Here is a 19,881-nt window from a genome sequence, read left to right on the forward strand (position 1 = left end):
AGCCGGAGCGCGCCCGCGCGTCACGGATCCCTCACCCGATGAACGGCAGTCGCAAGCCGAGCTCCGTAAACGCGGACCGGGCGAGCAGGAAACCGATGATGCCGAGGATCCACGAGGTGTTCTCGGCGCCGGTGCGCTGCATCCAGGCGGTGAAGCGCTGCAGCGGCCGCTCGACCGCGCGGGCGGCGAGGAGCCTCGCCGCGAGCAGCAGCAGTGCGGGGGCGATCATGACGAGGCAGTATCCGGCGAGCAGGGCGAAGCGGGCAGGCATGCCGAGCGGTGCGTCGGCGATCATCGTCATACCGATGAGATAGGGCAGCATCGACGCGACCTCGATGAGGCCCGCCGCGAGCGCCACCCCCATCACGGCCGCGCCGCTCGTGTGCGGGGCGAGCACCCGCTCGCGCCACCTGAGCAGACGGGCGCTGCCCTGCTGCGCCGAGGGATCGCCCGCCTTCGCGCGCTTCTTGCGGCGGGAGTCGCGCTCGCCCATCCAGATCCCTGCGGCGAGCAGCGCGAGGCCGACGAGCAGCAGCGCCCACTGGCCGAACGCGGAGTCGAGGAAGTCGCGGCCGATGTGGATCGCGCTCACGATGCCGAGTGTGAAGAGGATGCCGACGAGGTAGTAGAAGCCGGTGATCGAGCCGAGGTACAGCAGGATCCTGCCGACGCGCGGCCGGCCCGGTGCGATGAGGAAGAAGAGCGGGATCAGGAGGGTTCCGACGCTGAGGCCGTCGACGAGGGCGAGGATCGCGAGCGCTGCTGGGAGCGGGAGGCCGGTGAGGAAGTCCATGCTCAGAGCATCTCGCACCGCGAGGGATCCTGGATCGGCTGAAGGCAGGATGCGGCGTCATCCTTTGGTCGGAGGCGGAAGCCGGGCGACCCTGCTTGGATGGTGGCATGGGAGCTGAGCGGGAGCCGATGCCGGGGAGCAGAGCCGCGCCCGGTGCTCCCTCTTGGGCGGCCGAGCGCCCGTGGGCGATGGCCGGGCTGTACCTGCTGCTCGCGGCGGGGCTCGCGGTGCTCGGCGGGGCGGGGCTGTGGGATGTGTTCTCGCTGCTGCCCGAGCACCCGCCCGCCTGGTGGACCCTCGCGACCGCCGTCCCGGCCTGCGCGACCGTGCTGCTGGAGAGACGGGCGCCCTTCGTCGGCCTCGCGCTGTCGCTGCTGCTGTTCGTCGCCGATCTGCTGACCGTCGGCGGTCTCGTGCCGTTGCTCGTGATGCTCGAGCTGATCCACGCCTGCGTGATCTCGCTCCGCCCCCGGCAGCGCCGACGCATGCTCTGGGCAAGCGCGGCCGGTGCGGTCGTGCTGAGTGCGACCGCGTTCGCGCTCACGAGGGATCCCCGCGTCGCGCTCATGATCGCGCTGCAGTTCGGCGGCCTGCTCGGGGTGACGTTCTGGTACGCCAACTCGGTGGCCCAGTCGCGCGAGCTCGTCGAACTGCACCGCAGGCGGGCCGAGGACGCGGTGCGGCTCGCGGAGCTGGACCGGATCGCCGCGGTGCAGGGGGAGCGGGACCGCATGGCGCGCGAACTGCACGACGTGGTGGCCGGCCATGTCGCGGCGGTCGCGATCCGCAGCGAGGCGGCGCTCGGCATGCCGGGAGGCGACAGCGCGGAGCGCGGCTCGCTGCGCGCGGTGCGCGACTCGAGCCTGGAGGCCCATGCGGCGCTGCGGTCGATGATCCAGGTGCTGCGCTCGGGGGAGTCGGATCCCTCGCCCTCCCCGGGTCGGGCCGGGATCGCCGATCTGGCCGATGCGGCCGTGGCGTCGGGGGTCGGCGACGTGCGCGTGATCGACGGCATCGGCTTCGAGCTGTCGGCGCCCGTCGATCATGCCGTGGGCAGGGTCGTGCAGGAGGCGCTCGCGAACGCCGTGCGGCACGCCTCGGGCGCGGAGGTCGAGGTGCGGCTCTCGGAGGGCGCCGGCGAGGGCGCCGGCGAGGTGCGCGTCGACGTCGTCTCGCGCGGCGGCTCGGCGCTCGCACGGCCGGAGCTGCGGGGGAGCGGGATGGGGCTCGGGCTGCTCGAGGAGCGGGCGCACGCCCTCGGCGGCGAGATCACGGCCGGTCCCGAGACGGGCGGGGTGTGGGCCGTGCGCGCCAGGCTGCCGCGGGGAGAGGGATCGTGACCGACGGAGCGCGGTCGCCCCGCGTGGTGATCGCGGACGATCACGGCATGATCCGCGAGGGGCTGCGCATGATCCTCGAATCCCACGGGGTCGAAGTGGTGGGAGAGGCCGCCGACGGGGCCGCCGCGATCCGGAGCGCCGCAGCCCTCCAGCCGGACGCGGTGCTCATGGATCTCCGCATGCCCGGCGTCGACGGCATCGCGGCGACGCGGGAGATCGTCGCCGCCGGCACCGCCGAGGTGCTCGCGCTCACGAGCTTCGACGAGGACGAACTGGTGTTCGCCGCGATCCGGGCGGGCGCCGCCGGCTTCCTGCTGAAGACGACCGCTGCGGGGCCGCTCGTGGACGCGGTGCAGCGCGTCGCGGCGGGGGAGGGCGTGCTCGATCCCCGGGTCACCAGGCGGGCGCTCGCCGCCATCGCCGAGGGATCGGCCTGCGGCGGGGAACGGGAAGCGGAGCTGCACGGCCTCGACCAGCTCACCGCGAGGGAACGGGAGGTGCTGGCCGCGATGCGCGAGGGGCGATCCAACGCGAGGATCGCCGCCGCCCTCGGCATCTCGATCCCGACGGTGAAATCGCACGTCTCGAGCGTGCTGGTGAAGCTCGGCGCGGAGAGCAGGGCGCACGCGGCAGCGCTCGCCCGGGACGTCCGGCTCGAGTGAGGCATCAGCGGGAGAACGCCTCGCGGAGCGCGGGCTCGAGCTCCGGGTACGCGAACTCGAACCCCGCCCGCTGCAGCCGCTCCGGCAGCACCCAGCGGCTCTTGAGCACGAGCTCCGTCTCGGTGCGGATGCCGATCGCACCGATCTCGAGCAGGGGGCGAGGGATCGGCGGCCCGACCCGCACGCCGAGCACGCGCCGCACGAGGGCCATGAACGTGCGGTTGTCGACGGGGTTCGGCGCGCAGGCGTTGACCGGACCGGAGAGCGAGGGATCGGCCTCCAAGAAGTCGACGATCCGCGCGACGTCCTCGATGTGCACCCAGCTGAAGCGTTGGGCGCCGCGGCGCGCGCCCGGCAGATGCGCGGTGCCTGCGGCCCGGCGCGCGCGGCTCACGGGCCACCGGCCGTCGTACTGGGCACCCCCGAGCCTGAGCCTGGCGAGCGCGCGGATCGGACCGAGCACACCGCCGTGGCCGAGCACGATCGCGCTGCGCAGGGCGACGCGACGCGTGCCCGGCAACTCGTCGGCGAACAGCGCCGCCTCCCACGCCTTCGCGACCTCGACCGAGAAGCCGGTTCCGATCTCTCCGCCGACCTCGGTCCTGGGGCGATCCTCGGCGTGACGGTAGATGGTCGCCGTCGAGGAGTTCACCCAGAGCGGCGGCGGGGCGTCGGCCGCGGCGATCGCCCGGGAGAGGGCCGCGGTGGTCTCGAGACGGGAGCGGAAGATCTCGGCGCGGTTGTCGGGAGTGTAGCGGCAGTTGACACTCTTGCCCGCGAGCCCGACGACGAGCGCCGCGCCGTCGACGGCCCGGCCGATCCCCCGCGGATCGTCCCAGCGCAGCTCGGCGCCGGAGCGCCCGATCGTCACGACCTCGCGACCGGCCTCCCGGTAGCGCCGGGTCAGATACGCGCCCATGAATCCGCCGGCGCCGCCGACCACCACCCTGCCGTCGATCTCTGCGCTCATGCCTGCTCCTCGGGGACGATGGCGTACTCGAATCCGCCGCGGTAGCCGTAGATGCGGCCCACCACCGGGGCATCGACGGTGAGTTCGACGTATTGGCCGCCGCCCTCCGCCGCACGGCTCTTGCGCAGCCGCACGACGGGCGCGAGCGGCCTCGGGATGCGCAGCCGCAGCCGACCGAGCACCACGCCGACCGCCCGGCTGGTGAGCACGAGCGCCCCGTCGCGCACGTCCACTTCGAACGACGCCGAGAGCGTCCACGGGGCGCCGATCCGGTCCACGACGCGATCGCCGACCCGCACCACGTCGTCGGACATCACCCATTCCCCGCCGGGCAGGCCGATCTCGCGCCGCGCGACCGCCGTGCCCGCCTCCGTTCCCGGCCCGGCGGCGATCGTGCGGTTGACGATGCGGAACGGCACGGCCTCCGCGTACCCGCCGTAGAGCGCGCCCCGGCGCTCGAACGCCCGCAGCAGCGGGCGCAGCCACCGCGACCGCGAGCCGAACTCGGAGAACTCGCCCCGCCCCAGGCCGACGCAGCCCTCGGGGATCGCGGAGAAGTAGCGGCGCAGCTCGGGGTGCAGATCGTGGATCCGTTCTCCGAGGGCCGCCTCGTAGGGCGATCGCAGTGCCATACCGCCAGCCTATGCGGAGAGCCGGGCCGGGCGCGCCTCGGCTGCGTGTCAGGGGTGCGCGATAGCCTTGACGGGTCCTGAGGAGGCGTCGATGAGAGCAGTGCTGACGGCGGTGGTCGCCGCGATCGAGGCGGCGGCGGTCGCGCTCGTCGGCCTGGCCGTCGTCGTCGTGCCGGCCGTGCTGCTCTGGGTCATCACGTTCTCGCTCGCCGCCGAACCCGGCGAGGTCTTCGGCAGCGCGGTCGGCGTGTGGTTCCTCGCCCACCTCGTGCCGCTGGAGTTCCCGGTGAGCGCCGAGGCCGCCGTCGGCCTCGGGCTGCCGCAGGCCGCGTTCGAGTTCCCGTTCTCGCTCGCGCCGCTCGGCATCACGCTGATCACCGTCGCGCTCGGCGCTCGCGCGGGCTGGCGTTTCGGCGCCCGCGGCGGAGCCGGTGCGGGCGGCGTGCTCGGGGGCGGTCTCGGCTTCGCCGCGGTCGCCGCCGTGGTGTCGCCGGTCGCCGGCGGGGTGCTCGCGCGGCCCGTATGGGCCGCGGTGCTCGCGGCGGCGGCCTTCTATGCGGCCTCGTCCCTCTGCGGTTTCGTCGTGAGGGCGGTGCGGGAGGATCATGGCTGGTGGCGACGGCTCATGCGCTCGGTGCAGCGAGGGATCGGGAGCCTCGGCCTGCCGGGCGACGCCGCCTTCCCGGTGCGCCTCGGCGAGACCTTCCGCCTGGCGGCCGCGTCGCTGCTCGCGCTGCTCGGCCTCGCGTCGATCGGGCTGGCGATCGCCCTCGTCGCCGGCTATGTGCAGGTCGCAACGCTGTCGCAGGCGCTGCAGCTCGACGGCCTCGGCGCCTTCGCGGTGTTCCTGCTGCAGCTCGCCCTGCTGCCGGTGTTCCTGATCTGGGCGGCCTCGTGGCTCACCGGGGCCGGCTTCTCCGTGGGGATCGGCAGCTCGGCGACCCCGTTCGAGTCGCTGCTCGGCCCGATGCCCGCGCTGCCGCTGTTCGGCGCGATCCCGCAGGGGTGGGGCAGCGGCGGAGCTCTCGCGCCGGCCCTCGTGGTGCTCGTCGGCGCGGGCGTCGGCGCGGCCTTCGCCCGCAGGCCGCTGCTGCGGCGCACCTCGTGGACCGCGGCGCTCTCTATGGCCGCCGCTGCCGGCGTGATCACGGGTCTCGTCTGCACCGGAGCCGGTGCGCTCGCGCGGGGCGCCATCGGGCCCGACAGGCTCGCCGAGGCGGGGCCGCACCCCTGGCTGCTCGGCGGCCTCGCGGCTGCGGAGCTGGGCGGCGGCCTGCTGCTCGGCGTCGCCGCGGGCCGGTGGGACGGCGCCCGGTTGCGTGCCGTGCTCTCGGGGGAGCACAGGGGATCGGGCGGCTCCGAGGATTCGGGTGACGGGTTCGATCGCGCGGGTCTCGTCGACGGGGCTGATCCGGCGCCCAGCCCCGGTGGCGAGGATCAGCAGGCCACGGCGCCGCTCGGCTCCGTGCGTCGCGCGGGCGGATCGCGGACCCCCTGGTGGAAGCTCGGCCCGCGTGATGCGAAGGCCGATCCCGCGACCGGAGGTGAGAGCTGGGGCGACGCGTCGCACCTGCTCGCGGAAGCGCAGAGCGATCGCTCCGACGGCTTCTCCGCTGGAGGGGACCCGGCCGACGAGTCGACGACCGAGGAGTATACGACCGAGGAGTATACGACCGAGGAGTATACGACCGAGGAGTATGCGGTCGAGACGCACGCGACCGACGGGTCGGCAGCCCCCGAGGCGACCCGGGAGCCCGAGCTCTTCGACATCGACGCTCAGGATGCGGAAGTCGCCGGCGAGAGCGGTGAGCCGGGGCACGGTGCCGGCGGTGACACCGCGGGTCCCGGTACCCCGGTCGATCCCACCGCTCTCGACGAGGAGGAGCTGCTCCGCGCCTACTCCTGGGACGGCAGCCCTGAGAGCGCGGCGGAGGCGTCCCCGGCCGGGAGGCGTCGCCGCGGTTGGTCGTTGCGCCGCCGCAGCCGCTAAGCTGGAGGGGCAATCCACGGGAGCCCCGACGCGCGGGGCTGAGATTGAACTTCTCGCGAGTTCTCACCGTTCAACCTGATCTGGGTCATACCAGCGGAGGAAGGACCATCTCGATGATGCCTGCACGCCCCTCATCCCTCGCGATCCGTCGCGCCGTTCCCGTCGCGGTCGTGGCGGCCGCGGCGCTCGGCCTCGCGCTCACCGGCTGCTCCGGCTCGCCGGACGAGGCCGACTCCCGGAAGGTCACCCTCGTGGTGCACGACGCCTTCCCGAACGAGGAGTTCGCGAAGGCCGCGAGCGCCGCGACCGGATACGACGTCGAGGTCATCACGGGAGGCGAGGGAGGCGAGCTCACGAACAAGCTCGTGCTCACCCGGGGCGCCCCCATCGCCGACGCCTTCTACGGCGTCGACAACACCTACGCCTCCCGCCTGATCGAGAACGACGTGGTCGAGCCCTACACCCCGGAGGGGCTGCCCGCCTCGGCCGACGAGTACGCCTTCGACGGCTCGGGATCCCTCACCCCCGTCGACGTGGGCGCGACCTGCATCAACATCGATACCGAGTGGTTCGCCGAGCACGGCATCGCCGAACCCAGCAGCTACGAAGACCTCGCAAGGCCCGAGTACCGCGACCTGAGCGTGCTGCTCGACCCGCTGTCCTCGTCGACCGGAGGCTCCTTCCTGATCGGCACCGTCGCCGAGTTCGGCGAGGACGGCTACCTCGACTACTGGCAGCGCCTGCTCGACAACGGCGCCCGCCTCGAGCAGAACTGGAGCGACGCCTACTACGGGCAGTTCTCGGCCGCGAGCGACGGCGACAGGCCGATCGTTCTCTCGTACAGCTCCTCGCCCGTTGCGACCCTGAACGACGACGGCACGGCATCCTCCTCGCGTGCGCTGCTCGACACCTGCACGTCCGAGGTCGAGTACGCGGGTGTGCTCGCGGGCGCCGCGAACGCCGAAGGCGCGCGGGCGGTCGTCGACTACCTCGTCTCCTCCGAGTTCCAGGCCACGATCCCCGACACCATGTACATGTACCCGGTCGATGCTGACGCCGGGCTGCCCGAAACCTGGGCGGAGTTCGCGCCGATGCCGAGCCGCGAGCAGCTGCGCGACCTGCCGGCCTCCGAGGTCGACGCGGGCCGCGAGGGCTGGCTGAAGCGGCTGGGCGAGCAGATCGGGCTCTGAGCGGACTCGGCCGGGGCCGATGGAGACGCCGAGGGCATGAGGGCGAGAGGATGAGGCGGAGCGCGTGGGGCGTCGCCGGATGGACGGCCGCGGTGGCGCTGCCGCTCGCCTTCCTCATCGTCTTCTTCCTGTGGCCGGTCGTCGCGCTCGTGGCGACCGGGTTCGGCGGGGGCGTCACGGGCGGCGGGGTCGACCTCGGCGGCATCGCCGAGGTGTTCGGCTCCCAACGCACCTGGCGCGTCATCGGCAACACCCTCTCGCAGGCGGGGCTCGCGACCGTCGTCTCCGTGCTGCTCGGCGTGCCCGCGGCCTACGCGCTCTACCGGCTGCGGTTCCCCGGGCAGACGCTGCTGCGAGGGATCCTGACCGTGCCGTTCGTGCTGCCGACGGTGGTCGTCGGCGTCGCGTTCTCCGCGCTGTTCGGTCCGGGCGGGCTGCTCGAGTTCCTGGGTCTCGACCGATCCCTCGCCGTCGTCGTGCTCGCCCTCGCCTTCCCGAACGTCGCGGTGGTCGCGCGCACCGTGGGCGGCTTCTGGGCGCGGCTCGACGACAGCTCCGAGCAGGCCGCGCGCGTGCTCGGAGCCGGCAGGCTGCGGGCCTGGCTCATGATCGTGCTGCCGGCGCTCGCCCCCGCGCTCGCATCCGCCGCCGCGCTCGTGTTCCTCTTCTGCTCGACGTCGTTCGGCACGGTGCTGATCCTGGGCGGCAGCCGACAGGCGAACGTCGAGACGGAGATCTACCGCCTCACCGTGCAGTTCCTCGATCTGCGCGGCGCCGCCGTGCTGTCGCTCGCGCAGTTCGCGATCGTGGGGGCGACGCTCGTCGTCTCGTCGCGTCTGCGACGGGCCGGGGAGCGCGCCGTCGAACTCCGCGAGGAGCGGCGCGACCTCGCGAAGCGGCCGGAGCTGCGCGACGCACCCGTGCTCGTCGTGTTCGCGGCGACGGTGCTGCTGCTCCACGCGCTGCCGCTCGCGGTGCTGGTGGCACGCTCGCTGCGCGACACGGCCGGCGCATGGAGCCTCGCCAACTACGTCGCGCTCGTGGACCCGCCGGAGACCCTGCCGCTCGACGGCCCCGTGATCGGGGCGATCTGGTTGTCGCTGCGCTTCGCGGTGCTCGCCGCGCTCATCGCGATGACGCTCGGCGCCCTGCTGGCGCTCGTGCTGTCGCGGAGACCGGGATCGCGCGCGCTGCGGCGCGGCATCGACCTGTTCGACGGCGTCGTGATGCTGCCGCTCGGGGTGTCTGCGGTGACCCTCGGCTTCGGCCTCCTGCTGACCATGCACCGGCCGTTCGGCATCGGCTTCGACCTGCGCACCTCGACCGTGCTCATCCCGATCGCGCAGGCGCTCGTGGCGCTGCCGCTCGTCGTCCGGGTGCTGCTGCCGGTGCTGCGAGGGATCGACCCCGCGCTGCGGGAGGCCGCCGCCACGCTCGGCGCAGACGCGTTCGACGTCCTGCGCAGGGTCGAGCTGCCGATGCTCGGGCGCTCCGCGGGGCTCGCGCTCGGCTTCGCCTTCGCCGCGTCGCTCGGCGAGTTCGGGGCGACCTCGTTCCTCGTGCGGCCGGGAGCGCAGACGCTGCCGGTCGCGGTGGCGGAGCTGATCGGGCACCAGGCGCCCGGCTCGTACGGTGCGGGGCTCGCGGGGGCGGTGGTGCTCGGCACGCTCACTGCGGGGATCATGCTGCTCGCGGAGCGGATGCGCGCCGACGGCGCGAGGGCGGAGTTCTGATGGGTGCGGGCGCCGCGGCTCGCGGCTTCGACGTGCTGCTGATCGACGGCCGCTCCGGCTCGGGCAAGACCTCGCTCGCGGATTCGGTGTTCGCCGATCTCGAAGCCGCGGGTCATCGCCCGCAGGTGCTGCGGGTGGAGGATCTGTACCCGGGATGGGACGGGCTCGCCGAGGGCTCCCTCGCCGTCGCGAACGCACTCGACGAGGGAGCGTACCGCAGGTACGACTGGATCGCGGGAGAGTTCGCGGAGCTGCGGACGATCGCCCCGCGGCCTCCGCTCGTGATCGAGGGCTGCGGGGCGATCACCCGTGAGAATCTCGCCGCGGCCGCGCGGTGGGCGGGGCCTGGCGGGCGGGTGCGCGCGGTCTGGATCGAGTGCCCGGCCGGGGAGCGGCGCGCCCGCGCGATCGCCCGCGACGGCGAGATGTACGCCCCGCACTGGGAGCGTTGGGCTGCGCAGGAGGACGCCCACTACGCCGAGCACGAGCCCTGGGATCTCGCGGACGGGCTCGCCGGTTGAGCGAGCCCTTTCCTCCGCCTCGCTCAATCAGCGGGAGGCCGCGCGTCAGAACGCCGCGGGAACGTCCTTCTCCTCGAGCACGGCACGCACCTCGTCGCTGTGGAATGCCTTCGCGAGAGCCTCGACCTCGGGGGAGTCGGCGTTGTCCTCGCGCGACACGAGCGACACGGCGAACTGCTCGTCCTGCTCGGTGATGAGCGCGTCGTCAGCGGGGGTGAGGCCGAGTTGACGGGCGAAGGTGCCGTGCAGGAACACGGCGTCGGCCTCGGGGTAGGCGGCCACGAGCTGCATGATGTCGATCTCGGTGAACTGGAGGTTCTTCGGGTTCGACGTGATGTCGTCGACCGTCACCGTCCACTTATCGGCCTTCGGGTCGAGCTCGATGAGCCCGGCGTCGGCGACCATCTGCAGGGATCGAGCGGCGTTCGACTTGTCCTGCGGAATGACGATCTTGCCGCCCTCGGGCACCTCGTCGAAGCTCTTCCACTTGCTCGAGTACATGCCCACGACGGTGAGGTAGACGGGCTCGATCACGGTCAGCGAGGCGTTGTTGGCCTCGTTGAACTCCTCCATGAAAGGCGGGTGCTGCACGAAGTTCGCGTCCAGCTCGCCGTTCTCCAGCATGGTGTTCGGCTGCACGTAGTCGGCGACCTCGACCATCTCGATCTCGTAGGGCCCCTCGATGGCCTCGGCCGCCGCCTGCACCACGTCGGTCATGGGAGTCGTCGTCGCGGCGACCTTGAGGGTCTGCGTCTCGCCCTCGGAGCCGCCCGATTCGCCCGAGCCGCCCGCGCAGCCGGCGAGGAGCATGAGCGCTGCGGCGCCGATGGCGACCGGGGCGAGGAGACGTCGTGTCATGAGGGATCCCTATCTGTTCGATGAATGGAGGTCTGTGCGGGGCTCAGCGCTTGTCGAGCGCCCGCGAGATTCGGTGGCCGAGGCTCTGCAGGATGATGACGCAGACGATGATGAGCGCGATCACCACGTACATGAGCATGAAGTCGTACTGGTGGTAGCCGTAGCGCATGGCGAAGTCGCCGACGCCGCCGCCGCCCACCACGCCGAGCACGGTGGAGTACGAGACGAAGCTGATCGTCGCCGAGGTGAGCGCGTAGACGAGGCCCGAGCGCCCGTCGACGAGGAGGAAGCGGAAGACGGTCTGCGGGATCGTCGCGCCCATCGACGCCGCGGCCTCGGTGAGGCCGCTCGGCAGTTCGAGCAGGATCTGCTCGGTGAAGCGCGCGTAGATGGCGACGGCGACGAAGCCGAGCGGGAAGGTCGCGGCCACGGTCCCGAAGCTCGTGCCGAACACGGCGCGGGTGAACGGGATCATGAACACGACGAAGAGCAGGAACGGGAATGAGCGCACGATCGTGACGTAGAGGTTCGCGATCGTCCAGGTGGTGCGCTGCTCCATGAGCCCGCCCTCGCGGGTGAGGTAGATGAGGGTGCCGAGCGGCGTACCGAACACGATGGCGACGACGATCGAGACGAGTACCATGTAGCCCGTCTCGCCCATCGCGACCGCGATCTCGCCGCCGTACTCGCCGAAGATGCGCTCGAACTCGGAGAGGAGGTTCATTCGCCGAGCACCTCCCTCACGTGCGCGAGATAGCTCTGACCACGGTCGCGCCTCGCGGCGTCGACCTCGACGATGTCGTGCAGCCTGCCCGACTCGAACACCGCCGCGCGATCGCAGATCGCCTTCACCGCCTCGAGTTCGTGGGTGACGAGCGCGATCGTGGTGCCGAAGCGCTCGCGGGTGGCCGAGAGCAGGTCGAGGATCTCGCTCGTCGTGTGCGTGTCGAGGGCGGAGGTCGGCTCGTCGCAGAGCAGCAGTGAGGGCTCCGTGACGAGCGCTCGCGCGATCGCGACGCGCTGCTTCTCGCCGCCCGAGAGCTGCGCGGGGTAGTGGTCGACGCGGTGCCCGAGACCCACGAAGTCGACCATCTCGCGGACTCGAACCGAGTCGGGGCCCGAACGCGCCTTGCGCCGCTGCAGCCGCAGCGGCAGCTCGACGTTCTGCCGCACGGTGAGGTTGCCGACGAGGTTGTAGGCCTGGAAGACCACGCCGATGCGGTGCCGCATGCGGTTCATCTGCGACTTGCCGAGCCCTGCGAGGTCGGTGCCCTCGACCAGCACGCGCCCGGAAGTGGGGTGGTCGAGGCCGTTCATCAGCCGCAGCAGGGTCGACTTGCCCGCGCCGCTCTCGCCGAGCACGCCGAAGATCATTCCGCGAGGGATCGCGAAGTCGACGTCGGCGAGGGCGGTCACGGCCGCGGGGCCATCGCCGAAGCTCCGAGTGACGTTCCGGAACTCGACGGCGGGAGTCGCAGGGGTGGGCGCTGTCATCTGCGGGCGGCTCGTTGCTCTCGTGCTCGGTTCGGGAGGCTGACCTCCCCGGTTGTTGTTAGACTCGGTATAAGATATGCCCTTCGGGGTGAAAACACAACCGAGAGCGGGCGAGATAGTGGGACACGCGGACGACGAGACGCGACTGGGCGAGGCGATCTTCACCGCGGTCGCCCGCAATTCCAGCGGTGTGAATGGGGAGAGCGCGGTCGAGGGTGGCCTGCGCGTCGCCGTGGCCTCGCCGACGGCGGAGGACCGCGGCGGCGCGACCAACCCCGAGGAACTGCTCGCGCTGTCGTGGGCCACCTGCCTGAACGCCGCCGCGCGCGTGGTCGCAGGGCCGGGCGTCGACGTCGAGGTGCGCGCCGAGGTCTCGCTGCACCCGCGACTCGACGGGGAGGGGTTCGAGTTCTCCGCGCGCGCCGAGCTGCGCTTCGCGGGCAAGACCGCCGCGGAATCGGCCGAGCTCGCAGCCGCGGCGCACGCGCGCTGCCCCGTCTCGCGCATGCTCGGAGGGCAATCGCCAGTAGAGGTCGTCGCCGTCTGAGCGGCCTCCGCAGATCGAGCGAGGCGGAGCCGATCGCTCGCCCGACCGGCGGAAGGATTCGCTCAGGCGACCGGCGGGTAGACTGGTGGGGTGCTGAATGTCGTGGTGCTCATCTCGGGCGGTGGCAGCAACCTCAAGGCGCTGCTCGAGGCGGCAGCCGACCCCGCATACCCGGCACGCATCGTCGCCGTCGGCGCCGACACGGACGCCGCGGGTCTCGCCCACGCGGAGGCGGCGGGAGTGCCGAGCTTCATCGTGCGTCCCGGCGACCACGGCAGCCGTGAGGAGTGGGGCCGGGCGTTCGCCTCGGCCATTCGCGAGCATCTGCCGCGGGGCTCCGAGAATTCCGAGGGCCCCGGAGACCCCGAAGGTGCGGCGGGCTCCGACGAAGGACTCGTGGTGAGCGCGGGCCTCATGCGCATCCTCCCCGCCGACTTCGTGCGCGAGTTCTCGCCGCGTCTCATCAACACCCACCCCGCGCTGCTGCCGCTCTACCCGGGGGCCCACGCGGTGCGCGACGCGCTCGCCGCGGGCGCGACCGAAACGGGCGTCACGGTGCACGTCATCGACGAGGGCGTCGACACGGGTCCCGTCCTGCGTCAGGCCCGCGTCGAGATCATCCCCGGCGAGCCGGAGGAGGAGCTGCACGAGCGCATCAAGCAGCTCGAGCGGCCCCTGCTCGTGCAGACCGTGCGCGATATCGCGCTCGGCGAGCTGAGCCTGCGGTAGCGCCGAGAACCGAGTACCGTCCCCAGATCCGCAACAGGCAGCAAAAGATATGCGATCGGCGAAAGATATGCCCGAACCGAGCTGAAACTCCATATCTTCTGCAGATCCCAGATATTCCACGCAGCGGCCTCCCGGCCGTTAACCCAGAAGGAGCCCGATGGCAGTCCAGAGCCACGACCCCAGCCTCTACGAGCACCGCGACGTCGTCCCGGTGCGGCGAGCCCTCATCTCGGTGAGCGACAAGACCCGTCTGCTCGATCTCGCCGCGGCGCTCGCGGGTGCGGGCGTCGAGATCGTCTCGACCGGCTCGACCGCTCAGACCATCCGTGACGCGGGCCACCCCGTCACCGACGTGGCCGAGGTCACCGGTTTCGCCGAGGCGCTCGACGGTCGTGTGAAGACGCTGCACCCGGCGGTTCACTCGGGCCTGCTCGCCGATCTGCGCCTCGCCGATCATCGCGAGCAGCTCGAGCAGCTGGGCTTCGCCCCCTTCGAGCTCGTGGTCGTGAACCTCTACCCGTTCGAGGAGACGGTCGCGTCGGGCAAGCCGGCGGCCGACGTCATCGAGAACGTCGACATCGGAGGCCCCGCCATGGTGCGCGCCACGGCGAAGAACCACGCGAACGCCGCGATCGTCGTCTCTCCGGCCCGCTACGACGAGGTCATCGCGGCCGTGAACGCGGGCGGCACCACGCTCGCGCTGCGCCGATCCCTCGCCACCGAGGCCTTCGTGCACACCGCGCAGTACGACGCAGCGGTGGCGAACTGGTTCCTCGACCAGGAGGACGCCGAGTGGGGCGATGCGCCCGTGAACGAGGACGCGCAGGCCGAGTCCTCCGTCGACAGCATCTTCGAGGCCACCGAGGGCTATGTGGGGTACGAGACCTTCGGCCTGCGCGAGGCGGTGCTGCGCTACGGCGAGAACAGCCACCAGCGCGCGGCGCTCTTCACGGAGAACGAGGGTGCGGGCATCGCCCAGGCGACCCAGCTGCACGGCAAGGAGATGTCGTACAACAATTACGTCGACGCCGATGCCGCTCTGCGCGCGGCGTACGATCACGAGCGCCCCGCCGTCGCGATCATCAAGCACGCCAATCCCTGCGGCATCGCCGTCGCCCCTGAGGGCGCGGCCGATCCGATCGCCGCGGCGCACGAGCTCGCGCACGCCTGCGACCCCGTGTCGGCGTTCGGCGGCGTCATCGCCGCCAACCGCATCGTCACGGCGGGTATGGCGAAGACCGTCGCCGAGATCTTCACGGAGGTGATCGTGGCGCCGGGCTTCGAACCCGAGGCGCTCGCGATCCTCACGCAGAAGAAGAACGTGCGCCTGCTCGTGCTGCCCGAGAGCTTCGCCCAGAATCCGGTCGAGTTCCGCCAGGTGTCGGGCGGCTTCCTGCTGCAGGACGCCGACCGCGCCTTCAAGCCCGCGGCCGAGTGGGAGCTCGCGACGGGCGAGCCTGCGGACGCCGCGACGCTCGCCGAGCTCGAGTTCGCATGGCGGGCCTGCCGCGCCGTGAAGTCGAACGCGATCCTGCTCGCGTCGGGCGGCGCCTCCGTGGGCGTCGGCATGGGTCAGGTGAACCGCGTCGACTCGTGCCGCCTCGCGGTGCAGCGCGCGGGGGAGCGGGCAGCCGGCTCTGTGGCCGCCTCCGACGCCTTCTTCCCGTTCGCCGATGGTCTGCAGGTGCTGCTCGACGCCGGTGTTCGCGCCGTGGTGCAGCCCGGCGGATCGGTGCGCGACGCCGAGGTCGTCGAGGCCGCGAAGGCCGCGGGCGTCACCATGTACTTCACGGGTGAGCGGCACTTCTTCCACTGATCGGCCGGGGATCCGGCCGCGGTCGGCGCCAACGCGCCCGTGCGACTGCGGCAGGATCCCTCGCACATAACGCACCGAACCGAGATAAGCGAGGAATCAACATGGAAATCGTCAAGGGAATTCTGGTCGTGCTGCACCTCGTGGGCTTCGCGATGGTGTTCGGCGCTGCGGTCGTGCAGTTCATCGCGGCGCGGAAGGGCGGCCAGGCCCGCATCCTGCCCGTCATGGTGTGGGGCGCGCTGCTGCTGCTCGTCACGGGGCTCGCGCTCGTCGGCATGACCTACGCGCTGGGCGGTCAGCCGAACAACATCAAGATCGGCGTGAAGCTGATCGTGCTGCTCGCGCTGACCGGTCACATCTTCGGCGTGCGCAAGAAGGAGAGCGTGTCGGCGGGCGGCTTCGGCGCCATCGCCGGCATGGCGCTGGCGAACGCGGCGATCGCGGTGCTCTGGCACTGAGCGCGTAGCGACGCGAGACGGGGGCGAGGGATCCGCGGATCCCTCGCCCTCTTTTGCGTATCGCGGCGGCCGCTACCCGTCGTGGCGCTCGAGCGTGCCGATCTCGTCGCCGTTCTCGTCGAAGAGGGTGAGCGTGCCGCCGTCGAGGCTCGCGCTGCGGGCCTGGGAGAGCCACGTGTCGACGCCCTCGCAGAACATGAGCGTGGAGCGCATGACCCCGAGGTCGATCGTGCTGCCTTCGGCGGCGTAGCTGCCGCCGACGCTGTTGCAGCCGTCGGTGCCGCTGTAGTCGCCCGTCGTCTCGGAACCGGTGAACTCGAGCGAGGGGCGACCCTTCTGCGAGGGATCGCCCCATGTGCCGACGAGCGCGGGCTGGGACGCGGAGCAGGCGGTCGCACCGATGAGCAGTGCGGCCGCGACGACGGCCGAGCGCAGGATCTTCTTCATGCGCTCAGGATAGGACTCCGGCATGGGAGCGGGGTGGGGTCGCGGCGGCCGCCCGGCCGCGGTCGCCCGCGGCTCGATACCCGGCGCGCGGGGTGGAAGACGGGACCGATTGCCGATAGCGTCGATCGGAAGGGCGGTGCCGCCGCCGCAGAAGGAGTGAAGATGCCCCTCGCCAGCACCGTCGACATGGTTCGCACCGCACGCTCGGGCGGCTACGCCGTGCCCGCCGTGAACATCGCGGACGACCTCTCGATGCGCGCCGTGATCGCAGCGGCAGAGGCGTACCGGTCGCCCGTGATCCTGCAGACCTCGGTCAAGACCGTGAAATCGATGGGCGTGGACCGTCTCGGCATGATCGCCCGCGCTGCGGCCGAGGCCGCGACCGTGCCGGTGTCTCTGCACCTCGACCACTGCCCCGACCGCGCGGTGATATCCTCGGTGATCTCCCACGGCTGGACATCGGTGCTCTTCGACGCCTCCGACCGGCCGCTCGAGACCGCCCGTGCGGAGACGGCCGAGGTGGTCGCCGAGGCGCACGCCGCGGGCGTCGAGGTGGAGAGCGAGATCGAGAACATCGTCGGAGTCGAGGACGGGGTGGGATCCGACGAGGCGGTGCACGCCTACTCGGCGCGCACGCTCGCGGAGGTCGCCGAAGAGACGGGTGCCGACCTCATCGCGCCGCAGCTCGGCACGGCGCACGGCCTCTACACCCGCGCTCCCGAGCTGCTTCCCGGCCGGGTACGCGAACTCGCGGCGCTGACGGACATCCCGGTCGTGCTGCACGGAGGCACCGGCCTCGACGAGGCCGAGTTCGCGGAGTTCATCGAGGCGGGCGTCGGCAAGGTCAACATCTCGACGGCGCTCAAACTCGCGTACATGCATGCGGCCCGCGATCACCTCGCCGAGTGCGAGCGTACGGGCGTGTGGGAACCGGTGAAGCTGTTCGACGCCGTCTCCGCCCGCATCGAGGCCGAGATCGGCGACCACATCGCGGCCTTCGGCGCTGCCGGGAAGGCCGGGCCCGAGGGATCGGCGGGGCGGGCCACGGCGGTCGGGGAGGTCGCGGCGTGAGCGGCGGTCTGCTGCTCGACTGCGACGGCGTGCTCTCCGACACCGAGCTCGACGGCCATCTCGCCGCCTTCAACCTCGCCTTCGCCGAGCTCGGCTACGGCTTCCGATGGAGCCGGGAGGTCTACGCCGAGCTGCTGCGGGTCGGCGGGGGCAAGGAGCGCCTGCGGCGCTACTTCGCAGACCACCCGGAGATCGCCTTCGCGGGCGGAGCGGATCTCGACGCCGCTGTGCTCGCCCTGCACCGCCGCAAGAGCGAGATCTACGTCGAGATCGCAGAGAGCGGCCGCCTGCCGGGTCGCCCGGGGGTGAAGCGCCTCGTGGAGGAGGCGCTCGACGCGGGCTGGACGGTCGCGGTGGCCTCGACCTCGGCCCCGGAGAGCGTCGAGGCCGTGCTGCGCACCGTCGTCGGCTCGGAGACCCGCGCCCGGATGGCCGGCGTCTTCGCGGGCGACGCGGTCGAGGCGAAGAAGCCCGCACCCGATATCTACCTGCTCGCGCTCTCCGAACTCGGGCTCGAACCCGCGCAGACGGTGGTGATCGAGGACTCCGACGTCGGCGCCGCCGCCGCGGCCGCTGCGGGACTCGCCCACCTCGTCACCGTCAGCTCGTTCACGACGGAGGAGGTCTTCCCCGAGGCCTCCGCCGTCGTCACCGATCTCGGGGAGCCGGGCGCCCCGGCGCGCCTGCTGCGCGGCGGGATCGAGCTCGAGGACGGGCTCGTCACGCTCTCGGGGCTCGCTGCGCTGCGCGGATCCCGGGCCTGAGCAGAGCCGAGGGGCGAGGGATCCGCGGATCACTCGCCCCTCGGCGTGTTCCGACGGCGCTCGTCACCCGCGCGCGAGGGATCCCCAGTGCTGCGACGCGCCGGTGGGCGAGACCGCCTGCGGCACCCCGAGCGGGTTGTCGTCGCGCAGCGGGAGGGGCAGGAGCGCCGCAGGGGCGTTCTGGAACGCGACGGGGCGCAGGAAGCGCGAGATCGCGGCGGTACCGACCGAGGTGCTCGAATCGTTGGTGGTTGCAGGCCACGGCCCGCCGTGCTGCTGAGCCGGCGTGACGGCGACGCCCGTGGGCCACCCGTCGAAGAGTACGCGCCCGACCTGGCGCGCGAGGGCCTCGACGAGCGCCCGCAGATCGGCCGCGTTCGCGGTGCCGCCGTCGGCCTCCTCGGCGCCCAGGTGCACGGTGCCCGAGAGATTGCCCTCGAAGAACTCGGGCACGAGCGCCGCGAGGTCGGTGTCCTCCGGCACCTCGACGAGGATGGAGAACGGGCCGAACACCTCCTCGGTCAGGGTCTCCCTGGCCGCGCGAAAGGCCTGGAGGGGGATCGCGAGGACCGTCGGGAGCGCCCATCCCTGCCCCTCCGAGTCGAAGCGCAGCGCGCCGTCGACCACGGGCCTGATCCCGTTGACCGCGAGCGCTGCGTCGCGCCGCTCCTCGAAGGCACGGGCGATGCCGGGGTTCAGGAGGCGGTGCTCGGCCGACCCGTCCGCGGCGGCGCGCACGGCGTCGGGCAGGGCGGATCCCTCGGGGATGAAGACGACGCCGGGCTTCGTACACAGTTGGCCGGCCGAGCCCGAGACGCTGGCGAGGAACCCCGCCGCGAGCGCGTCCGCGCGCTCCGCGACGGCGGCCGCCGTGACGAAGACGGGGTTGACGCTGCCGAGCTCGCCGAAGAACGGGATGGGCGACGGCCGCGACGCTGCGATGTCGGCGAGGAAGCGACCCGCGGGGATCGAACCCGTGAAGGCCCCGGCGGCGATGCGCGGATCCCTGAGCACCGCGACGCCCTCCTCGCGTCCGTGGATCAACTGGAAGGTGCCGTCGGGCATGCCTGCGGCGCTGAGGGCATCGGCGGCGACCTCGGCAGTGGCGTCGGAGAGTTCGGGGTGACCGGGGTGCGCCTTCACGATGAGAGGGCAGCCCGCCGCGATGATCGCGGCCGAGTCCCCGCCCATGACCGAGAAAGCGAACGGGAAGTTCGAGGCCGCGAAATTGATGACAGGGCCGAGCGGCACGTGCACGCGTCGGATATCGGGACGCGCGCCGAGCGCGAAGGCGTCGTCGGCCGGGTCGATCCGGGCGTCGAGATGAGCGCCCTCCGCCACGGTGTCGGCGAACAGGCGCAGCTGCACGGCCGTGCGGGCGACCTCGCCGTTCAGGCGCGCCTCGGTGAGCCCCGTCTCGCGCATCGCGATGCCCACGAGTCGGTCGCGGTCGGCCTCGAGCGCGTCGGCCACCGCGACGAGCGCGCGGGCGCGCACAACCGGCTCGACGGCTGCCACGGCCGGGGCTGCGGCCGCCGCGCGGGCGACGACGGCTTCGATCGCGGGGGAGAGGGCGTCGGTCATGGATGTTCCTCCGGGGTCGGCGGTGGGGCCGATGCGCTCCCGGCCCTGGCTCAGTCTGGCATATCGCCCGACGGTGCGGACTGTCGCCCGTGAACGGTTCGCGGCGCTGCGACTGTGCGGTATGTTCACACGTTCCCAGTCGTACGAGAGCCGAGGCGGGCCGGCCTGCGGGTGAGGACGCAGGGCGCACACCGGCCGCGGTCGCGACCATACGAACGTCGCGGGCCCCGGACACACAAGGGGAAAACGGGGCGCGGCCCAACAAAACGCGAGGGCCCAGAG

20 protein-coding genes and 1 riboswitch are annotated in these 19,881 nt (G+C 72.2%); of the genes, 12 read left to right on the forward strand and 8 right to left on the reverse strand.

The features are described from left to right. Positions 1-31 precede the first annotated feature (31 nt). A complete protein-coding gene (locus J4H91_RS02520) occupies positions 32-811 on the reverse strand; it encodes a GAP family protein (RefSeq protein ID WP_341783397.1) in 780 nt (259 codons plus the stop codon). An 89-nt stretch (positions 812-900) separates the two neighbouring features. Here J4H91_RS02520 and J4H91_RS02525 point away from each other — a divergent pair, with 89 nt between their 5' ends. Together J4H91_RS02525 and J4H91_RS02530 are read left to right on the forward strand one after the other, a co-directional pair. After that, positions 901-2,133, forward strand: coding sequence for a sensor histidine kinase (locus J4H91_RS02525; protein ID WP_208044681.1), 1,233 nt, complete (start codon positions 901-903; stop codon positions 2,131-2,133). Between the two features lie 47 nt (positions 2,134-2,180). Further along, positions 2,181-2,795 (forward strand): response regulator, encoded by a 615-nt coding sequence (locus J4H91_RS02530; protein ID WP_243752565.1) that lies wholly within the window; start codon positions 2,181-2,183, stop codon positions 2,793-2,795. Positions 2,796-2,799: 4 nt separating this feature from the next. Here the strand turns inward: J4H91_RS02530 and J4H91_RS02535 are convergent, their stop codons facing one another. Beyond that, on the reverse strand, positions 2,800-3,765 hold the full coding sequence (locus J4H91_RS02535; RefSeq protein WP_208044682.1) for an epimerase: 966 nt from the start codon (positions 3,763-3,765) through the stop codon (positions 2,800-2,802). Then, entirely contained in the window at positions 3,762-4,397 is a 636-nt protein-coding gene (locus J4H91_RS02540; RefSeq protein ID WP_208044683.1) for a DUF4166 domain-containing protein, read from the reverse strand. Before J4H91_RS02540 ends, J4H91_RS02535 begins: the two co-directional genes overlap by 4 nt. A gap of 91 nt (positions 4,398-4,488) precedes the next feature. On the opposite strand from J4H91_RS02540, the gene J4H91_RS02545 reads away from it, so the two are divergent. From J4H91_RS02545 to J4H91_RS02560, 4 genes are all read left to right on the forward strand, one after another. Then, on the forward strand, positions 4,489-6,387 hold the full coding sequence (locus J4H91_RS02545; protein WP_208044684.1) for a cell division protein PerM: 1,899 nt from the start codon (positions 4,489-4,491) through the stop codon (positions 6,385-6,387). A gap of 6 nt (positions 6,388-6,393) precedes the next feature. Next, positions 6,394-6,506: riboswitch (TPP riboswitch) on the forward strand. Beyond that, positions 6,501-7,577, forward strand: a complete 1,077-nt coding sequence (locus J4H91_RS02550; RefSeq protein WP_208044685.1) for a thiamine ABC transporter substrate-binding protein — start codon at positions 6,501-6,503, stop codon at positions 7,575-7,577. Its footprint overlaps the riboswitch before it by 6 nt. A 50-nt stretch (positions 7,578-7,627) precedes the next feature. Beyond that, positions 7,628-9,310, forward strand: a complete 1,683-nt coding sequence (locus tag J4H91_RS02555) for an ABC transporter permease (RefSeq protein WP_208044686.1) — start codon at positions 7,628-7,630, stop codon at positions 9,308-9,310. After that, entirely contained in the window at positions 9,310-9,831 is a 522-nt protein-coding gene (locus J4H91_RS02560) for a nucleoside/nucleotide kinase family protein (RefSeq protein WP_208044687.1), read from the forward strand. The genes J4H91_RS02555 and J4H91_RS02560 overlap by 1 nt, the downstream gene beginning before the upstream one ends. Before the next feature lie 45 nt (positions 9,832-9,876). On the opposite strand, the gene J4H91_RS02565 is transcribed toward J4H91_RS02560, so the two are convergent. The 3 genes from J4H91_RS02565 to J4H91_RS02575 are packed head-to-tail and all read right to left on the reverse strand — an operon-like array spanning position 9,877 to position 12,183. After that, a complete protein-coding gene (locus J4H91_RS02565) occupies positions 9,877-10,689 on the reverse strand; it encodes a MetQ/NlpA family ABC transporter substrate-binding protein (protein ID WP_208044688.1) in 813 nt (270 codons plus the stop codon). A gap of 43 nt (positions 10,690-10,732) precedes the next feature. Beyond that, positions 10,733-11,413 carry a methionine ABC transporter permease gene (locus J4H91_RS02570; RefSeq protein WP_208044689.1) on the reverse strand — a complete coding sequence of 227 codons (681 nt, stop codon included), beginning with the start codon at positions 11,411-11,413 and terminating at the stop codon, positions 10,733-10,735. Beyond that, positions 11,410-12,183: a methionine ABC transporter ATP-binding protein gene (locus tag J4H91_RS02575; RefSeq protein WP_208044690.1), complete on the reverse strand. Its 774-nt coding sequence runs from the start codon at positions 12,181-12,183 to the stop codon at positions 11,410-11,412. The genes J4H91_RS02570 and J4H91_RS02575 overlap by 4 nt, the downstream gene beginning before the upstream one ends. Before the next feature lie 118 nt (positions 12,184-12,301). Here J4H91_RS02575 and J4H91_RS02580 point away from each other — a divergent pair, with 118 nt between their 5' ends. The 4 genes from J4H91_RS02580 to J4H91_RS02595 all read left to right on the forward strand — a co-directional run bounded on the left by J4H91_RS02580 (position 12,302) and on the right by J4H91_RS02595 (position 15,733). After that, positions 12,302-12,730: an OsmC family protein gene (locus J4H91_RS02580; protein ID WP_208044691.1), complete on the forward strand. Its 429-nt coding sequence runs from the start codon at positions 12,302-12,304 to the stop codon at positions 12,728-12,730. Between the two features lie 90 nt (positions 12,731-12,820). Then, positions 12,821-13,459 carry a formyltransferase family protein gene (gene purN / locus J4H91_RS02585; RefSeq protein ID WP_208044692.1) on the forward strand — a complete coding sequence of 213 codons (639 nt, stop codon included), beginning with the start codon at positions 12,821-12,823 and terminating at the stop codon, positions 13,457-13,459. 157 nt (positions 13,460-13,616) lie between these two features. After that, positions 13,617-15,275 carry a bifunctional phosphoribosylaminoimidazolecarboxamide formyltransferase/IMP cyclohydrolase gene (gene purH / locus J4H91_RS02590; RefSeq protein ID WP_208044693.1) on the forward strand — a complete coding sequence of 553 codons (1,659 nt, stop codon included), beginning with the start codon at positions 13,617-13,619 and terminating at the stop codon, positions 15,273-15,275. A 101-nt stretch (positions 15,276-15,376) separates the two neighbouring features. Beyond that, positions 15,377-15,733, forward strand: a complete 357-nt coding sequence (locus J4H91_RS02595) for a hypothetical protein (protein ID WP_208044694.1) — start codon at positions 15,377-15,379, stop codon at positions 15,731-15,733. Positions 15,734-15,805: 72 nt separating this feature from the next. Here the strand turns inward: J4H91_RS02595 and J4H91_RS02600 are convergent, their stop codons facing one another. Then, the gene (locus tag J4H91_RS02600) at positions 15,806-16,180 is read right to left on the reverse strand and encodes an META domain-containing protein (protein WP_208044695.1); all 375 of its coding nucleotides are present in this window, start codon (positions 16,178-16,180) and stop codon (positions 15,806-15,808) included. A gap of 162 nt (positions 16,181-16,342) precedes the next feature. Here J4H91_RS02600 and J4H91_RS02605 point away from each other — a divergent pair, with 162 nt between their 5' ends. Together J4H91_RS02605 and J4H91_RS02610 are read left to right on the forward strand one after the other, a co-directional pair. Next, on the forward strand, positions 16,343-17,251 hold the full coding sequence (locus tag J4H91_RS02605) for a class II fructose-bisphosphate aldolase (protein WP_208044696.1): 909 nt from the start codon (positions 16,343-16,345) through the stop codon (positions 17,249-17,251). Further along, positions 17,248-18,015 carry an HAD-IA family hydrolase gene (locus tag J4H91_RS02610; protein WP_341783399.1) on the forward strand — a complete coding sequence of 256 codons (768 nt, stop codon included), beginning with the start codon at positions 17,248-17,250 and terminating at the stop codon, positions 18,013-18,015. The genes J4H91_RS02605 and J4H91_RS02610 overlap by 4 nt, the downstream gene beginning before the upstream one ends. Before the next feature lie 63 nt (positions 18,016-18,078). On the opposite strand, the gene J4H91_RS02615 is transcribed toward J4H91_RS02610, so the two are convergent. Then, positions 18,079-19,599: an aldehyde dehydrogenase (NADP(+)) gene (locus J4H91_RS02615; protein ID WP_208044697.1), complete on the reverse strand. Its 1,521-nt coding sequence runs from the start codon at positions 19,597-19,599 to the stop codon at positions 18,079-18,081. Between the last annotated feature and the right edge of the window lie 282 nt (positions 19,600-19,881).

Origin of the sequence: Leucobacter ruminantium (assembly GCF_017565705.1) — a bacterium.
Classification (GTDB): domain Bacteria; phylum Actinomycetota; class Actinomycetes; order Actinomycetales; family Microbacteriaceae; genus Leucobacter; species Leucobacter ruminantium.

Bases quoted from the DNA above. Each gene is read 5' to 3' on its own strand.
- purH (WP_208044693.1), top strand. From the start codon at position 13,617: ATGGCAGTCCAGAGCCACGACCCCAGCCTCTACGAGCACCGCGACGTC.
- J4H91_RS02565 (WP_208044688.1), bottom strand. From the start codon at position 10,689: ATGACACGACGTCTCCTCGCCCCGGTCGCCATCGGCGCCGCAGCGCTC.
- J4H91_RS02530 (WP_243752565.1), top strand. From the start codon at position 2,181: ATGATCCGCGAGGGGCTGCGCATGATCCTCGAATCCCACGGGGTCGAA.
- J4H91_RS02595 (WP_208044694.1), top strand. From the start codon at position 15,377: ATGGAAATCGTCAAGGGAATTCTGGTCGTGCTGCACCTCGTGGGCTTC.
- J4H91_RS02540 (WP_208044683.1), bottom strand. From the start codon at position 4,397: ATGGCACTGCGATCGCCCTACGAGGCGGCCCTCGGAGAACGGATCCAC.
- J4H91_RS02555 (WP_208044686.1), top strand. From the start codon at position 7,628: ATGAGGCGGAGCGCGTGGGGCGTCGCCGGATGGACGGCCGCGGTGGCG.
- J4H91_RS02550 (WP_208044685.1), top strand. From the start codon at position 6,501: ATGATGCCTGCACGCCCCTCATCCCTCGCGATCCGTCGCGCCGTTCCC.
- J4H91_RS02605 (WP_208044696.1), top strand. From the start codon at position 16,343: ATGCCCCTCGCCAGCACCGTCGACATGGTTCGCACCGCACGCTCGGGC.
- J4H91_RS02570 (WP_208044689.1), bottom strand. From the start codon at position 11,413: ATGAACCTCCTCTCCGAGTTCGAGCGCATCTTCGGCGAGTACGGCGGC.
- J4H91_RS02560 (WP_208044687.1), top strand. From the start codon at position 9,310: ATGGGTGCGGGCGCCGCGGCTCGCGGCTTCGACGTGCTGCTGATCGAC.
- J4H91_RS02535 (WP_208044682.1), bottom strand. From the start codon at position 3,765: ATGAGCGCAGAGATCGACGGCAGGGTGGTGGTCGGCGGCGCCGGCGGA.
- J4H91_RS02575 (WP_208044690.1), bottom strand. From the start codon at position 12,183: ATGACAGCGCCCACCCCTGCGACTCCCGCCGTCGAGTTCCGGAACGTC.
- J4H91_RS02525 (WP_208044681.1), top strand. From the start codon at position 901: ATGGGAGCTGAGCGGGAGCCGATGCCGGGGAGCAGAGCCGCGCCCGGT.
- J4H91_RS02545 (WP_208044684.1), top strand. From the start codon at position 4,489: ATGAGAGCAGTGCTGACGGCGGTGGTCGCCGCGATCGAGGCGGCGGCG.
- J4H91_RS02615 (WP_208044697.1), bottom strand. From the start codon at position 19,599: ATGACCGACGCCCTCTCCCCCGCGATCGAAGCCGTCGTCGCCCGCGCG.
- J4H91_RS02600 (WP_208044695.1), bottom strand. From the start codon at position 16,180: ATGAAGAAGATCCTGCGCTCGGCCGTCGTCGCGGCCGCACTGCTCATC.